General features: G+C 71.4%; 14 protein-coding genes. 13 read left to right on the top strand and 1 reads right to left on the bottom strand.

Annotation, left to right across the window (positions count from 1 at the left end; translation table 11 throughout):
* Positions 1 to 62: 62 nt before the first annotated feature.
* From ACH4G3_RS10270 to ACH4G3_RS10240, 7 genes are all read left to right on the top strand, one after another.
* Complete coding sequence (locus ACH4G3_RS10270) at positions 63 to 941, top strand: hypothetical protein (RefSeq protein ID WP_397624032.1); 879 nt, start codon at positions 63 to 65, stop codon at positions 939 to 941.
* Positions 942 to 1297: 356 nt separating this feature from the next.
* Positions 1298 to 3496 (top strand): bifunctional polysaccharide deacetylase/glycosyltransferase family 2 protein, encoded by a 2199-nt coding sequence (locus tag ACH4G3_RS10265; protein ID WP_397624031.1) that lies wholly within the window; start codon positions 1298 to 1300, stop codon positions 3494 to 3496.
* Positions 3493 to 4794, top strand: a complete 1302-nt coding sequence (locus ACH4G3_RS10260; RefSeq protein WP_397624030.1) for an acyltransferase family protein — start codon at positions 3493 to 3495, stop codon at positions 4792 to 4794. Before ACH4G3_RS10265 ends, ACH4G3_RS10260 begins: the two co-directional genes overlap by 4 nt.
* A gap of 80 nt (positions 4795 to 4874) precedes the next feature.
* Positions 4875 to 5504 carry a hypothetical protein gene (locus ACH4G3_RS10255; protein WP_397624029.1) on the top strand — a complete coding sequence of 210 codons (630 nt, stop codon included), beginning with the start codon at positions 4875 to 4877 and terminating at the stop codon, positions 5502 to 5504.
* Entirely contained in the window at positions 5501 to 5803 is a 303-nt protein-coding gene (locus ACH4G3_RS10250) for a hypothetical protein (protein ID WP_274816682.1), read from the top strand. The genes ACH4G3_RS10255 and ACH4G3_RS10250 overlap by 4 nt, the downstream gene beginning before the upstream one ends.
* Positions 5800 to 7191 carry a hypothetical protein gene (locus tag ACH4G3_RS10245; protein WP_397624028.1) on the top strand — a complete coding sequence of 464 codons (1392 nt, stop codon included), beginning with the start codon at positions 5800 to 5802 and terminating at the stop codon, positions 7189 to 7191. The genes ACH4G3_RS10250 and ACH4G3_RS10245 overlap by 4 nt, the downstream gene beginning before the upstream one ends.
* Before the next feature lie 8 nt (positions 7192 to 7199).
* Positions 7200 to 7790, top strand: a complete 591-nt coding sequence (locus ACH4G3_RS10240; RefSeq protein ID WP_397624027.1) for a hypothetical protein — start codon at positions 7200 to 7202, stop codon at positions 7788 to 7790.
* On the opposite strand, the gene ACH4G3_RS10235 is transcribed toward ACH4G3_RS10240, so the two are convergent.
* Positions 7773 to 8315: a hypothetical protein gene (locus ACH4G3_RS10235; protein WP_397624026.1), complete on the bottom strand. Its 543-nt coding sequence runs from the start codon at positions 8313 to 8315 to the stop codon at positions 7773 to 7775. The two genes, ACH4G3_RS10240 and ACH4G3_RS10235, sit on opposite strands and share 18 nt — an antisense overlap.
* A gap of 134 nt (positions 8316 to 8449) precedes the next feature.
* On the opposite strand from ACH4G3_RS10235, the gene ACH4G3_RS10230 reads away from it, so the two are divergent.
* The 6 genes from ACH4G3_RS10230 (at position 8450) to ACH4G3_RS10205 (ending at position 14946) form a co-directional block, all read left to right on the top strand.
* Positions 8450 to 9568: a hypothetical protein gene (locus ACH4G3_RS10230; protein ID WP_397624025.1), complete on the top strand. Its 1119-nt coding sequence runs from the start codon at positions 8450 to 8452 to the stop codon at positions 9566 to 9568.
* Between the two features lie 153 nt (positions 9569 to 9721).
* A complete protein-coding gene (locus ACH4G3_RS10225) occupies positions 9722 to 11107 on the top strand; it encodes a nitrate/nitrite transporter (RefSeq protein WP_397624024.1) in 1386 nt (461 codons plus the stop codon).
* Positions 11108 to 11223: 116 nt separating this feature from the next.
* Positions 11224 to 12375, top strand: coding sequence for a uroporphyrinogen-III synthase (locus ACH4G3_RS10220; protein WP_397624023.1), 1152 nt, complete (start codon positions 11224 to 11226; stop codon positions 12373 to 12375).
* A 255-nt stretch (positions 12376 to 12630) separates the two neighbouring features.
* The gene (locus ACH4G3_RS10215; RefSeq protein WP_397624022.1) at positions 12631 to 13224 is read left to right on the top strand and encodes a CGNR zinc finger domain-containing protein; all 594 of its coding nucleotides are present in this window, start codon (positions 12631 to 12633) and stop codon (positions 13222 to 13224) included.
* A gap of 373 nt (positions 13225 to 13597) precedes the next feature.
* On the top strand, positions 13598 to 14119 hold the full coding sequence (locus ACH4G3_RS10210) for a sigma-70 family RNA polymerase sigma factor (RefSeq protein ID WP_010039908.1): 522 nt from the start codon (positions 13598 to 13600) through the stop codon (positions 14117 to 14119).
* Complete coding sequence (locus tag ACH4G3_RS10205; RefSeq protein ID WP_397624021.1) at positions 14119 to 14946, top strand: anti-sigma factor family protein; 828 nt, start codon at positions 14119 to 14121, stop codon at positions 14944 to 14946. Before ACH4G3_RS10210 ends, ACH4G3_RS10205 begins: the two co-directional genes overlap by 1 nt.
* The last annotated feature ends 4 nt before the right edge of the window (positions 14947 to 14950 follow it).

Here is a 14950-nt window from a genome sequence, read left to right as displayed (position 1 = left end):
TCGCGAACGGCAGAGCCCGGGACGGGAGAGCCACCCAGGTCTTCTCCGGTGGAGACGTCCAGGTGTCGGGTACCCGCCCGTCCGCAGGGACGGAGCTGACGGAGATACTGCGCGGCATTCCCCGGCAGAGCGAGGGCGAGGCCGACTCGTACGCGACGGATCCCGGTACCCGGCCGGCCGTCCGCGACCCCTGGCAGGAGGACGCCGACCCGGTCGGGCATGCCCGGGCCGAGCAAGGTCACGACCCGCACGAGGTCACCGTCCAGCTCGACGCCGTCCAGCTCGGAGACGGGTTCGTACGGCAGGCCAAGGAAGGCACCGGTGCGGGCACCGCCGACCGGCCCGTCTTCGTGGACGAGTCCGGTCGCCGCAGCCGTCGCCTCCGCCGGATCGGCATAGCCGTCGCCCTGGCCTGCGGGGTCTACGCCGTCGTCATCGTCGCCACGGTGCTGTCGGGCAACTCCAACGCCCCCTGGCTGCCCGTGCCGGGCCAGCAGGAAGGCCGGCCGGCCGGGCAGGTCGACACCCCGCCGCGGCCCACGGAGTCGGCACCGGCCGGTGACACGGGCGTCACCGCTCCGGGCAGCGCGCCGGCGACCGACCAGGGCACGGCGCCTGCGTCCGGCCCCAGCGCCCTCGAACCCGCGGCCTCCGCGGGCCCGGGCCGTTCCGGCACGACCGCCAGGCCATCGCCGACGGCGACCCCGACCGCATCGGCCCCGGTCAAGGGCGTGACCGACCCGACCCCGACCAAGCCGGCGGACCCGCCGACCACACCGGCGACCGACCCGACGCCGACGGTCGAGCCCACGCCGGAACCGACCGAACCCACGGGCGCCGGCGACGGCACCGACACGGTCGCCGAAGGCCCGCCCGAGACGCCGCCCGTCGCCGAGTCACCCATCGCGGAGCCACCCGCCGCGGAGCCACCCGCCGCCTAGCGGGTGTCCGCACAGCCCCGCCTGCCCTGCGACGCCCGGCACTCCCCCCGCTTTTCGCGCAACAGGGGGACCCCCAGAGCACGCACCGAACGCCGCAGGGACCGCCCTGAGGGCGGACGACGGGACTTCGCGGACACCCCATGGGCCCCGGTCGCGAGGGCGGCGTCCACCGCGTCCGCCCTCAGGGCAGATCCGGGGGGAAGGGCGCTCCGGCGCCCCAGATCCTCAGGCCCAGAGCTCCCGGTCCCGCTGGAGCGGAGGGACCTGATGACGCCGCTGAGCATGCCGGCCCCGTGCCCGCACCACCCCGTCCCCGCAGCACTTCGTCCCCGCACCACCCCGGAGTACCACCACCCATGGCATCCCATACCCGCCGTTCGGGGCCCGCGCCGCGAGCCCGTGGCGGCTCCAGGCGCCGCCTGCCCCTGCGCCTGCTGCTGCCCCTGCTCGTCCTCGTCGCGCTGATGGCCATGCTCATGCTGCGCGGCTACGTGCACAGCGAGATCCTCGCCGACCACCGGGTCCGGCCGCCCGCCGCCACCGACCAGGTGCCGGAGAAGATCATGAACGGCGGCCCGGTGATCGACACCCGCAGCGGCCGCACGGAGAGCCTGCGCGTGCCCGACCGCCACCTGGTCCTCACCTTCGACGACGGCCCGGACCCGGTCTGGACCCCGAAGGTCCTGGACGTACTGAAGAAGCACGACGCGCACGCCGTCTTCTTCGTCACCGGCACCATGGCCTCGCGCTACCCGGACCTGGTCCGGCGCATGGTCGAGGAAGGCCACGAGGTCGGTCTGCACACCTTCAACCACCCCGACCTGTCCTACCAGTCCAAGAAGCGCATCGACTGGGAGCTGTCCCAGAACCAGCTCGCCCTCTCGGGCGCGGCGGGCATCCGCACCTCCCTCTTCCGGCCGCCGTACTCCTCCTTCGCCGACGCCATGGACAACAGGTCCTGGCCGGTGACCGAGTACATCGGCCGCCGCGGCTACATCACCGTCGTCAACAACACCGACAGCGAGGACTGGCGCAAGCCCGGCGTCGCCGAGATCGTCCGCCGTGCCACGCCCAAGGGCGGCAAGGGCGCGATCGTCCTGATGCACGACTCCGGCGGCGAGCGGCACCAGACCGTCGCGGCACTGGACCGCATGCTGCCCGACCTGCGCGAGAAGGGCTACGCGTTCGACAACCTCACCGAGGCCCTCGACGCACCGAGCGCGCACTCCCAGGTCACCGGCCTCGACCAGTGGAAGGGCACGGCGTGGATCTTCCTGGTCCAGGCCTCGGAGCACCTCACCGACGGCCTGGTCGTCGGCCTCGCGATCGTCGGCACCCTCGTCATCGGCCGCTTCGTGCTGATGCTGCTGCTCTCCGGGATGCACGCACGCCGGGTGCGCCGCCGCGGCTTCCGCTGGGGAGCGCCGGTCACCGAACCGGTGTCGGTCCTGGTCCCGGCGTACAACGAGGCCAAGTGCATCGAGAACACGGTCCGTTCCCTCGCCGCCAGTGACCACCCCATCGAGGTCCTCGTCATCGACGACGGCTCCTCCGACGGCACGGCACGGATCGTGGAGGCCATGGGCCTGCCCAACGTCCGGGTGGTCCGCCAGCTCAACGCGGGCAAGCCGGCCGCGCTCAACCGCGGTGTGGCCAACGCCCGCTACGACCTGATCGTGATGATGGACGGCGACACGGTCTTCGAACCGTCCACCGTGCGTGAACTGGTGCAGCCCTTCGGCGACCCGCGGGTGGGCGCGGTCGCGGGCAACGCCAAGGTCGGCAACAAGGACACCCTCATCGGCGCCTGGCAGCACATCGAGTACGTGATGGGCTTCAACCTCGACCGCCGCATGTACGACGTCCTGCGCTGCATGCCGACGATCCCCGGCGCGGTCGGGGCGTTCCGCCGCAGCGCGCTGGAACGGGTCGGCGGCATGAGCGACGACACGCTCGCCGAGGACACCGACATCACGATGGCCCTGCACCGCGACGGCTGGCGCGTGGTCTACGCGGAGAACGCCCGTGCCTGGACCGAGGCGCCGGAGACGGTCCAGCAGCTGTGGTCCCAGCGCTACCGCTGGTCGTACGGCACCATGCAGGCCATCTGGAAGCACCGCCGGGCCCTGGTCGACAAGGGCCCCTCGGGCCGCTTCGGCCGTGTCGGCCTGCCGCTGGTGTCCCTCTTCATGGTCGTGGCGCCCCTGCTGGCCCCGCTGATCGACGTGTTCCTCGTCTACGGCCTCGTGTTCGGCCCCACCCAGAAGACGATCATGGCGTGGCTCGGCGTCCTGGCGATCCAGGCGGTCTGCGCGGCCTACGCCTTCCGACTCGATCGTGAGCGCATGACCCACCTCGTCTCCCTGCCCTTGCAGCAGATCCTCTACCGACAGCTCATGTACGTCGTCCTGCTCCAGTCCTGGATCACCGCCCTCACCGGTGGCCGGCTGCGCTGGCAGAAGCTGCGGCGCACCGGTGTCGTCGACGCACCCGGCGGCGGCCCCGTGCCGCGCCAGCGGTCCCAGAGCAGTGACGAGCGGAGGCCGGTGGCATGACCCACGGAAACCCGATCCCCACGTCATCGGCGGCGTCCGGCATGCCGGGGCCGCCGTCGTACGGCATCCCGCAGCAGCGCACGACGGACCCCGCGGCCACGGGCGAAACCGCCCCGGACACGGCGCCGCGCCAGGGCGGCGGCCGTGACCGCTACCTGGACCTGCTGCGCTCGATCGCCCTGGTCCGTGTCGTCGTCTACCACCTGTTCGGCTGGGCGTGGCTGACGGTGCTGTTCCCGTCGATGGGCGTGATGTTCGCGCTGGCGGGCTCCCTGATGGCGCGCTCGCTGAAGCGCCCGGCGCTCGGGGTGATCCGGGGCCGGATCCGCCGGCTCCTGCCCCCGCTCTGGGCGTTCAGCGTGGTGGTGCTGGCGATGATGTTCGCGGGCGGCTGGAACCCGCTGAAGGACCCGGACCACGGAGGCACCTGGGGCCTGATCGACCTGGTCAACTACGTCTTCCCCGTCGGCGCCCCGCCCTTCCCCTGGCACCTCGGCGCCAAGTCCGGCCTGCTGGAGGACACCTGGGCGGTGCAGGCGGCCGGTCCGCTGTGGTACCTGCGGGCCTACCTGTGGTTCGTCATCGCCTCCCCGCTGCTGCTGTGGGCGTTCCGCCGGGCACCGTGGCCGACGCTGCTGGCGCCCCTGGGCCTCACGGCGGTCGTCGGCACGGGCTTGGTGAAGATCCCCGGCGAGACGGGCAACGCGGTGACGGACTTCGCGGTCTACGGCGGCTGCTGGGTCCTGGGCTTCGCCCACCACGAGGGCCTGCTCAAGCAGATCCCCCGCTACCTGTCGATCTCCTGCGCGTCCCTGCTGATGGCGTTCGGCCTGTGGTGGGCCTCCGGCCACCTGGGCCCCGACGGCTGGGACCTGAACGACATCCCCCTGGCCCAGGCGGCCTGGTCCTTCGGCTTCGTGGTGATCCTTCTCCAGTACTCCCCGTCCTGGCGCGAACTCCCGGGCCGCCTCGCCAGGTGGGACAAGCTCGTGACCCTCTCCAACAACCGCGCCGTTACGATCTACCTCTGGCACAACCTCCTCATCATGGCCACGGTCCCGATCCTCGACCTCCTCTACGAACTGCCGTTCCTGCAGAGCGACAGCGCGGTCTCCGCCCTGGACTCCACGTACACGATCTGGATGTTCGTCCTGGTCTGGCCCCTGATCGGCGCAGCGACCCTGGCGTTCGGCTGGGTCGAGGACGTCGCGGCGAAGCGGAAACCCCGGTTGTGGCCGAATAGTGCGCCTCGGGTGAGGGTTCGAGGGACCCGGAGGCGGGCGGTAACCGGCAGCTAAGCTGGGCCGTCATCGGCGGGGGCGGACGATGAGCGGCCCTTGTCCAGGGCCCCTTTTCGGTCGCAGGTGAGAGAACGACAGTGAGACGAGCACCGACAGCTGAGCCGGCCGGACCGCGCGCGCCGGTCTTCGGGCTGATCACACCCGAGGACTGGTACCGCATTCCGCTCCTGCCCGCCGACCGCCGCGAGGCGTCCGTGAGCGCCCTGGTCAAGCGGCAGTTCGCGGGCGTCGACGACCAGCCGGTACTGCGCCGCAAGGCCGAGGAGCAGCTGCTCGGCACGGCCGAGGCCGCCGTCCAGCAGGGCGGCGTGGTGCTGTACCTGTCGTTCCTGGAGGCCGGCGGCATCCCGCTGTCGGCCTCCCTGCTGGTCTCCCGCCTGTACGAGAGGTTCGACGGACTCGACGCCGTCGCCGCCCTGGCCGGCTCCGGCGAGGTCACGCTGGAGACACTGCCCGCCGTGGGCCGAGTGGCCCGGCTCCGGCGGCAGGAGCGGACGAAGCAGTCGCGCAAGCTGGGCTCCGAGTTCGAGGACACCGTCGTCGAGTACTTCGTACCGGTCCCGGACCGCGACGAGGTGCTGATGCTGACGTTCAGCACACCGCTGGAGCCGATCGCGGACGCCATGGTGGAGTTGTTCGACGCGGTGGCCGGAACCTTGCGCTGGCAGCACCGTCAGGAGGAGCGGACGGGGGAGGAGCGGGAGTGAGCGGCAAGCTCAGGGTCTCGACGCAGGATCTCGACACGGCCGGAACCGGCCTGCGGACGGTGGCGACCGAGCTGGAAGGGCTCGACAAGCTCATGGACGCCTACGACCGCCGCACGGTCGGACACCAGACGCTGCACGACCGGCTGCAGGAGTTCTCCGACGGCTGGGACGACAACCGCAAGAAGATGATCGAGGAGATCCAGGGGCTCGGGAAGATGGCCCAGGAGGCCGGGAAGGCCTACACCGCGCTCGACACCGCGCTGTACGACGCGCTCACGGGCAAGGGGAAGAAGAAGTGACCCGCCCCGCCGACCACCGGTGGGAGGTGCTGGGGGAGAGCGGCGACCCCGTGCCCGGCGACGTCACCGACATGAAGGCCCTCGCCCGCCGGTTCACGGCCACCGCCGAGACCATCACCAAGACCGCCGACGCGCTGCGCCGGATCGGCAACCTGGAGAGCTGGGACTCCGAGGCCGGCCGCGCCTTCGCCGAGAAGGCGACCGACACCGCCAAGACCGTGAGCAAGGCCCACGACCGCTACGCGGACGCCGGAGTCGCCCTCAAGGACTACTCCACCGAACTGGAGACCATCCAGGGGGAGGCGGACAAACTCCTCACCCAGGCGGAGACCAAGCACAACAGCCTGTCCACCGCCAAGTCCAAGGCGGACAACCCGCCGAAGGGCACCGACGACGCCGGGCAGGACAAGCTCGACAAGGCGGTCACCGACCTCCAGGAGGGGCTCGACGGGCTGCGCGGCCAGCTCGCCTCGCTGAAGACCCGTCACAAGGAGGCCGGCGACAAGGCCGCCCAGCGCATCCACGACACCACCGAGGGCGACGGCCTCAACGACGGCTGGCTGGACGACCTGCGGGACACCCTGAAACTCGTCAGCGACATCACGGGAGCCATCGCCGCCGTCTGCGGGGTGCTGTCCCTGCTCGTCGGCTGGATCCCCGTCATCGGACAGGCCCTGGCCGGAGTGCTCGGCACCATCGCCCTGGTCATGACCGCGATCTCACTGGTCTGCCATGTGCTGCTCGCCATCAACGGCGACGGCTCCTGGGGCGACGTGGCGATCGACGTGCTGGGCCTCGCCACGTTCGGCATCGGACGCGTCTTCTCCGCGGGCGCCAAGGCCGCCGCCACCGTCGGCCGCAGCCGCGTCTGGACGGCGGCCACGCAGTACGTGCGCGGCTGGAACCCGGGCATGAACTCGGCCGCGCGCCGCGCGCTCGTCGAGTCCATGGTCGGGGCGCGGGCCGGAGCGCGTCCCGGGGCGGCGCTGCCCGACGTCGGCCTGCGGGCGGCCTTCCGCGGACTGCCGAGCTCCTTCGCGGACGACCTGGCGAGCATCCGGGGCAACTGGCGGGACCTGTTCAAGGTCGGCGACAACCTCTCGGCGGCCCGCGACGCCTACACCGCCGCCGGGCCGCGCGGTCTTGCCAGCATGTACGCGGGCCCGGGCATGGTCGACGAACTCGCGCGCATCAAGAACATCGACCCGGCGGACCTGCGGTTCATCGGCACGCCCGACGCGTTCAAGCAGGCCATGGCGTACAACGCCGTCGGCCTCGGCGGTACCGGGACGGGCGCGGCCTCCGACACCAACAGCTTCGTCGGCCTGTTCGGCGGCGAGCCGGAGATCGACGTCACGGGCCCCGACGCGTCCCTGGCCGGACGGTGAGCGCGGTCATGACCAACCCGGCCGACTGGCGGGAGTGCCGGGTCGCACTTCCCGCCCACCACAACTGGCTGGTCCTGGACCTGGAGAGCGAGGACCCCGAGGACTGGGCGCGCACCCTCGCCGGACAGCACCTCGGCGGTGACGTCCCCGAGCCGTGGCGTGAGGCCTTCGCGGCGGACCTGCTCTGGTACTGGGGCGCGGCGGTGCGGCAGGGCGCCCTGTGCGCGGCGGTCCTGGCACCCCAGGACGGGCCCGTCGTCGCCGGTTGCACGGTGCGGGAGCTGACCGTCCCGGCGGAATCCCGGACCCTGGCCGCCTTCCGTGCCGAGGCGGAACGCGCGGAAGGCCCGTACTTCGGCGGGGAGCAGATCCTCACCGAGGTCGAACTGCCGCTGGGACCTGCCCTGCGCGTGCACCGCCAGGAGCCGACGGACCCGGACGCGGACAGCGGAACCGTCGTGGAGGGAGTGGCCCACTACGTCCTGCCGCGGCAACACCCCACCGCGCTGGAATGCCGGCTGCTGTGGACGTCCCTGGGGCTGGGCGCGGAGCTCGTCGAGGTCGCCGACGAGCTGGCGGACTCACTCCGCCTGGCGTGACGCGGCGGGACCCCGGCGCTTGGCGAACACATCGCCGAGACCGAACCGCTCCCAGGGGACCATCGCGAGCGGCATCCAGCTGAACCCGACGGCGAAGACGGCGACGACAGTAGTGACCTGAGCCGGGAGGAACCACCCCAGTTGGGCGACGAGCAGCGCCACGATCAGCAGCCAGATGTCGAACACCAGCACGGCCAGCACCTTGCGGGCCGCGGCCCCCGGGCCGACCCGGGGCGTGGTCTCGTTCCCTCGCACCATGCCGAAGAGGATCACCGGCAGCATCAGCCCGGTCAGCCCGCCGACCGCGATGCCTCCCACGACCAGGGCGTTGGTGCCGTCCTCCGGCACCATGCTCGACAGCGGAGCCGTGTCCACCGCCCCGCCCAGCAGGGCCACGGCCGCGAACGCGCCGAGCGTCGCCGTCGCCAGCACGAGGAGCATGCCCGCTCCGAAGGCCACGTTTGCGGCAAAGGAGCGCTGCGGGCGCCGCGTCCCGGGCCCTTCGGCCCCCGACTCAGCGGACATGGACTCTCCCCTTCCCGTATGGGGTCCGCTAGAGGATAACGGGACCCCGTTCCCCCGGTCTTTCCCGGTGTGGAAAACTGCCCGGGTTGCGCATGTGAACAACTGTGCCCAGTGGGCGTCCGGGGGAGCGGTGGATGAGTAAGCGGCAGACACAGAAGATGCTGCGGCTGATGGCGAGCGGAGAACCAGTCGAGCTCACCAGCCCGATGGCATCCGTGAAGAAGCTCGCCCGGCTGGCCTTCGTCGCCCAGCAGTTCGGCTACGAGTACGCGGACGTCCGGCAGAGCAGCGGCCGCAACGGCGCGCTCACCATGCTGATCCTGCCCGACCCCAGCCCGCAGGCCCGGGCCCGGGCCGCACAGAACTGGGCGCAGTACCCGGGCGCCGGCGACGGCGTCTCCCTCCCGCCGCTCGTGCCGGACGCGTTCGAGCTCCTCAAGGCCCGCATCAACTTCGACCTCACCGGCAGACACGCCGAGAAGCGCATGGGCTACGGGGCGCTCGGCGTCACGATCGGCTGCGTGGTCCTCGCCTTCCGGTCCGGCGGTGAGTCCTTCGACTTCATCGCGGCGGGTGCGGTGTGGCTCGTGATCATGGCGATCCTCGGCATCGGGCTGCTGGTCACGCGCAAGCGCAACACGAAGTTCGCCGCGCGGTTGCAGGCGGCCGGCTTCATGCCGGTGACGGATGAGAACGGGCGGGTGCGGTACCTGCCGCCAGGGGCGCAGCTGCCGGGGCACGGCAATCCGTTCGGGGCAGGGCCGTACGGCGGCGGGCAGGCGGCCGGGACGCCGGGGTACGCGGGTGCGCCGGGTCAGCCCGGAGTGCCCGGGCATCCGGGAGTGCCGGGTCAGCCCGGCGGGATGCCCGCCCCGGCCGCAGGCGCCCCCGCGGGGTACGGCCAGCAGGCGCCGGGGCCGTACGCCCAGCCGGCCCCGGGGCCGTACCCCGGACAGCCGGCCCCCGGCCCGTATCCCGGGCAGCAGCAGGCCCCCGGCCCGTACGGAGGCCCGTCGGCCCCGGGACCGTATCCCGCACAGCCCGCCCCCGGCCCGTACCCTGGACAGCCGGCCCCCGGACCTTTCGGAGGCGGGCCGACCCCCGCCCAGCCCGCCCCGGGCCCGTACGCGGCCCAGCCCGCCCCCGCGCCGTATCCCCCTCAGCAGCCCCCCGGCCCGTACGCCCAGCAGTACCCCCAGCAACAGCAGCCCCACAGCCACCAGAATCCCCACGGCCGGCCCCCGCAGCGCTGACCCGACGCCACCGGACCTCTCATCCCGTCCCAGGCCGGGGTGAGAGCAAAGTTCCCTCGCGGTCACCCGCTGGCACAGTCACGAAACGCGTCCTCCCTACCTTCGGGATCAGCACTCATAGAACGACCGAATCCCGGAGCAAGTGGAGGCGTCATGACAGGTCCTGGCACGGCACCCGCACCCCCGAGCAGGGGCGGACGCTGGATCCAGCACTGGGATCCGGAGAACGAGACCTTCTGGAAGGAGACGGGCGAGAAGGTCGCCCGCCGGAACCTCTTCTTCTCCGTGCTCTCCGAGCACATCGGGTTCTCGATCTGGACCCTGTGGTCCGTTCTGGTCCTCTTCATGGGCCCGGAGTACGGGCTGACCCCGGCCGACAAGTTCATGCTGACCTCGATGGTCACGCTCGTCGGCGCCGTCGTCCGCGTCCCCTACACCTTCGCTGTCGCGATCTTCGGCGGCCGGAACTGGACGATCATCTCCGCCGGCCTCCTCCTCGTCCCGACCGTCGCCGCGTTCACCGTGATGGAGCCGGGCACCTCCTTCTCCACCTTCCTCCTCGTCGGTCTGCTCGCGGGCATCGGCGGCGGCAACTTCGCCTCCTCCATGACCAACATCAACGCCTTCTTCCCGCTGCGGAAGAAGGGCTGGGCGCTCGGCCTGAACGCGGGCGGCGGCAACATCGGCGTCCCGGTGATCCAGCTGGCCGCCCTCGCGATCATCGGCGCCGGCGGCGGACCGCGCGTGCTGCTCGGGATCTACATCCCGCTGATCCTCGTCGCCGCCGTCATGGCCGCGCTCTTCATGGACAACATCGAGAACGTGAAGAACGACACCGGTGCCGCCAAGGACGCCTCACGGGACGCCCACACGTGGATCATGTCCTTCCTCTACATCGGCACGTTCGGGTCGTTCATCGGATACAGCTTCGCCTTCGGACAGGTCCTGCAGAACCAGTTCGGACGCACCCCGCTGGAGGCGGCGTACGTCACCTTCATCGGTCCGCTCCTCGGCTCGCTGATCCGGCCCCTGGGCGGCTGGCTGGCCGACAAGTACGGCGGCGCGAAGATCAGCCTGTGGAACTACGTCGGCATGGGCGTCGCCACGGCGGTCCTGATCGGTGCCTCGATGGAGAAGTCGCTGGCGCTGTTCACCGTGGCGTTCGTGGTGCTGTTCGTGCTCAGCGGGCTCGGCAACGGCTCGACGTTCAAGATGATCCCGGGCATCTTCCAGAACAAGGCCCTCGCCAAGGGGCTGCAGGGTGAAGCGGCCGCTGCCTACGGGCGTCGCCTCTCCGGCGCCTCCATGGGACTCATCGGCGCGGTGGGCGCGCTCGGCGGCGTCGGCATCAACCTCGCCTTCCGCCAGTCCTTCCTCTCCTACGGCTCCGGCACCGGGGCGTTCGTCGCCTTCCTCGCCTTCTACGCGGTCTGCTTCGCGGTCACCTGGGCCGTATACCTTCGCCGCACGACCTCCCGGGTACCCGCCACCACGGCGACCTCGGAGGCGGAGCCGCAGCTCAGCTACGCCAAGGTGTGACGTAACACCGTCGACATCAAGCCGATCCGAGCCTGTCACGAGCCGTTGACAGGCTCGATCGGCATGTAGGTACGCCGTACCCATCAGTACGACGACTCGAGTGCGGGACGAGAGCCATGTACGAGGAAGAACAGCGACCGGACCACGGCCCCCTGGCGGGTTTCACCGTGGGTGTGACGGCCGCGCGCCGGGCCGACGAGCTGGGAACGCTGCTCCAGCGGCGCGGTGCCGCCGTCATGCACGCCCCTGCCCTGCGGATCGTGCAGCTCGCCGACGACAGCGAACTGCTGGGCGCGACGAAGGAGCTCATCCGTCAGGTGCCGGACATCGTGGTCGCCACGACCGCGATCGGTTTCCGGGGCTGGGTCGAGGCCGCCGACGGCTGGGGACTCGGCGACGATCTGCTGTCCCGGCTCGGCGCCGCACGGATCCTGGCCCGCGGGCCCAAGGTGAAGGGCGCGGTCCGGGCCGCCGGGCTCACGGAGGAGTGGTCGCCGTCGTCGGAGTCCATGGCCGAGGTGCTCGACCGGCTGCTGGAGGAGGGCGTCGACGGACTGCGGATCGCGATCCAGCTGCACGGTGAGCCGCTGCCCGGGTTCGTGGAGGCGCTGCGCGAGGGCGGGGCCGAGGTCGTGGGCGTGCCCGTCTACCGGTGGATGCCGCCGGAGGACATCGCCCCGGTGGACCGCCTCCTGGACGCGACGGTCTCCCGGGGCGTGGACGCGCTGACCTTCACCAGTGCCCCGGCCGCGGCCTCCCTGCTCTCCCGGGCGGAGGAGCGCGGGATGCTCCCCGAGGTGCTGGAGGCCCTGAGCCACGACGTGCTGCCGGCCTGCGTGGGCCCGGTCACCGCCCTGCCGCTGCAGTCCCGCGGCCTCGACACGATCCAGCCCGAGCGCTTCCGGCTCGGCCCCCTGGTCCAGCTGCTCTGCAAGGAACTGCCCGGCCGGGCCCGCGCGCTGCCGATCGCCGGGCACCGGGTGGAGATCCGCGGCCACGCCGTCCTCGTCGACGACGACCTCAAGCCCGTGCCGCCCGCCGGCATGTCCCTGCTCCGCGCGCTCTCCCGCCGCCCCGGCTGGGTGGTCGCCCGCGCGGAACTCCTGCGCGCCCTGCCCGGCTCCGGCCGCGACGAACACGCGGTCGAGACGGCCATGGCCCGGCTCCGCACGGCCCTCGGCACCCCGAAACTGATCCAGACAGTGGTCAAACGGGGATACCGCCTCGCCCTGGACCCGGCAGCGGACACGAAGTACGCGGACGCGTGAGCGCGTCCGCGGGTTGAGCGAGATACCGCCACGCGGGTTACGCCGATGCCCGCCGCATGCCGACGGGGGCGGCGGGCCCGCCACGGCCGGAACCCGGGCCTTGGCGAAGCCGCCCCGCACGCGACCGGCCCGCGCGAGGGGTTTCCGGCGCCGGAGTGGGCAGGCACTGTAAGAGGGAACGGTTTCCCAGCCCTCTCACTGGCACCTCACTGACCCTCTCGCGACCGGGGTGCACCCCTAGGCGGTGACAGGCACATGGCACTGGGTACGGCCACGGCCCCGTACGAGCTGCGATTCGATGCCGGGCGGATCTGCCTCGACCTGCTCTCCACCACGCATCCGGAGGAACGGCTCGGCTCCGTGGACGTGCTGCGCGCCTGGATCACCGGCTCCGGGCTGGTCCCGGCGGACACCGCCCTGGCCCACGCCGACGCCGCCTGGCTGGCCGCCTTCCGCGAACTGCGCGGCCAGATCGACCGGTTGGTGCGCGGCTGGACGGGATCCGGAGCCCGGGCCTACGACTTCGCGCTGGCGCGGGTCAACGACCTCGCCCGTACCGCGCCCCCCGCCCCGCGCGCCGTCCGCGGGGGAGACGGCGAGCTCGTACGGCAGTTGGACGGCCCGCCCGGCTGCCCCGCCCTGCTCGCGGCCGTCGCCCGGGACGCCGTGGACCTGCTGACCGACCCCGTCGCCCGCGCGGCCCTGCGCCAGTGCGAGGGCGACAACTGCCGGATCGTGTACCTCGACACCTCCCGGGGACGCAGGAGGCGCTGGTGCTCCAGCGAGGTCTGCGGGAACCGCGAACGGGTCGCCCGGCACCGCCGCCGCGCGGCACTCACCCGGGCTTAAGTCCCTTTTGCCCATCGGGCCAAGGGTGTTGGGTGGTCGCTGCATCCAATTTCCCTGTCCTAAATGCGACTTCTGTGGACGCACTGTCGAAGTGATTTCGATTACATGCCGTTTACCTACGCACCCGTAGGGAAAGCCTGGCTTGATCTGGTCGATGTGGCGGAAATGTAAAGATCGCGCGGTGGGAATGTGCTCCCATGTCCCCCTCGTCACGTCACTTCGAAGAAATCTGTCACGCCACTTTGAACACCCAAAGCCTCGCGTCCGTACGGCATGTGGAGCGACCGACTGGGGGAACCCCCGGACACCGGAGGTGGGCGTGCGCAAGGATTCCGTCGTGGCCAATGAACGTGCACCGAGGGCCCGACATCGCATGTCCCAGCCCTCGGAACCCGACGAGGAGCTGATGCGTGCGCTCTACCGCGAACACGCCGGACCCCTGCTTGCGTATGTCCTGCGCCTGGTCGCCGGAGACCGGCAGCGCGCCGAGGACGTCGTGCAGGAGACGCTCATCCGTGCCTGGAAGAACGCCGGTCAGCTCAACAGAGCGACCGGATCGGTACGCCCCTGGCTGGTGACGGTCGCCCGGCGCATCGTCATCGACGGCCACCGCAGCCGGCAGGCCCGGCCGCAGGAGGTCGACCCGTCGCCGCTGGAGGTCATCCCCGCGGAGGACGAGATCGACAAGGCGCTGTGGCTGATGACTCTCTCGGACGCACTCGACGACCTGACCCCCGCCCACCGGGAGGTGCTCGTCGAGACGTATTTCAAGGGGCGTACGGTCAATGAGGCGGCCGAAACCCTGGGCATACCCAGCGGCACCGTCCGCTCCAGGGTGTTCTACGCCCTGCGTTCGATGAAGCTGGCACTGGAGGAGCGGGGGGTGACGGCGTGATGAGTGTTTACGGGGGTAACCAGGGGTTCGGTACGGGAGGCATGGGTATGTCTGGACCCATGCAGGAATCTCCGGTGCCGAACGAGCACGAGACCGTCGGCGCCTACGCTCTCGGCATCCTCGACGACGCCGAAGCAACCGCCTTCGAAGCCCACCTCGCGACCTGCGAATGGTGCGCCCAGCAGCTCGACGAGCTGGCCGGCATGGAGCCGATGCTCGCCGCCCTCGCCGACCTGCCCGGCTCCGGCACACCCGCGATCGGCGAGTCGCTGTCCGCGAAGCCCCGGCCGCGCCTGGTGGAGAAGCTGGTCGACGAGGTCGCCGACCGCCGCGCCCAGAAGCGCCGCCGCAGTTTCTACATGGTGGCCGCGGCCGGCGCGCTGATCATCGGCGGCCCCTTCGTCGCGGTCGCGACGAACAGCGGCGGTGACGGCGGCGGCGCGGAGAACCGTCCGCTCGCCTCCAGCCCCGCCAAGGAGGCCTTCGACGGCATCTCCGACAAGATCTCGGCCACCGACCCGAGCACCAAGGTCACCGCGACGGTCGCCCTCCAGAAGAAGGACTGGGGGACGGGCGTGGTCACGGAGCTGAAGAACGTCAAGGGCCCGCTCAAGTGCGCCCTCGTCGCGGTCGGCAAGAACGGCGAGCGGGAGACCCTGTCCTCCTGGTCCGTCCCGGAATGGGGCTACGGCCTCCCGGACGCCAAGTCCGAGAAGGCCAAGGAGCCCCTGTACGTCCAGGGCGGCGCCGCCTTCGACCCGAACGAGATCGACCACTTCGAGGTAGTGACCTTCGACGGCAAGCGGCTGGTCGAGGTCGACGCGTAGCCTT

This window comes from Streptomyces afghaniensis, assembly GCF_044327915.1.
In the GTDB taxonomy this organism is placed as follows: Bacteria; Actinomycetota; Actinomycetes; order Streptomycetales; family Streptomycetaceae; genus Streptomyces; species Streptomyces afghaniensis.
This window is presented reverse-complemented; position numbering and strand designations above follow the sequence as displayed.

Excerpts from the sequence above, each read along its gene's own strand:
- ACH4G3_RS10220 (WP_397624023.1), top strand. The coding sequence starts at position 11,224 with ATGTACGAGGAAGAACAGCGACCGGACCACGGCCCCCTGGCGGGTTTC.
- ACH4G3_RS10240 (WP_397624027.1), top strand. The coding sequence starts at position 7,200 with ATGACCAACCCGGCCGACTGGCGGGAGTGCCGGGTCGCACTTCCCGCC.
- ACH4G3_RS10265 (WP_397624031.1), top strand. The coding sequence starts at position 1,298 with ATGGCATCCCATACCCGCCGTTCGGGGCCCGCGCCGCGAGCCCGTGGC.
- ACH4G3_RS10235 (WP_397624026.1), bottom strand. The coding sequence starts at position 8,315 with ATGTCCGCTGAGTCGGGGGCCGAAGGGCCCGGGACGCGGCGCCCGCAG.
- ACH4G3_RS10205 (WP_397624021.1), top strand. The coding sequence starts at position 14,119 with ATGAGTGTTTACGGGGGTAACCAGGGGTTCGGTACGGGAGGCATGGGT.
- ACH4G3_RS10260 (WP_397624030.1), top strand. The coding sequence starts at position 3,493 with ATGACCCACGGAAACCCGATCCCCACGTCATCGGCGGCGTCCGGCATG.
- ACH4G3_RS10210 (WP_010039908.1), top strand. The coding sequence starts at position 13,598 with ATGTCCCAGCCCTCGGAACCCGACGAGGAGCTGATGCGTGCGCTCTAC.
- ACH4G3_RS10230 (WP_397624025.1), top strand. The coding sequence starts at position 8,450 with ATGAGTAAGCGGCAGACACAGAAGATGCTGCGGCTGATGGCGAGCGGA.
- ACH4G3_RS10215 (WP_397624022.1), top strand. The coding sequence starts at position 12,631 with ATGGCACTGGGTACGGCCACGGCCCCGTACGAGCTGCGATTCGATGCC.
- ACH4G3_RS10225 (WP_397624024.1), top strand. The coding sequence starts at position 9,722 with ATGACAGGTCCTGGCACGGCACCCGCACCCCCGAGCAGGGGCGGACGC.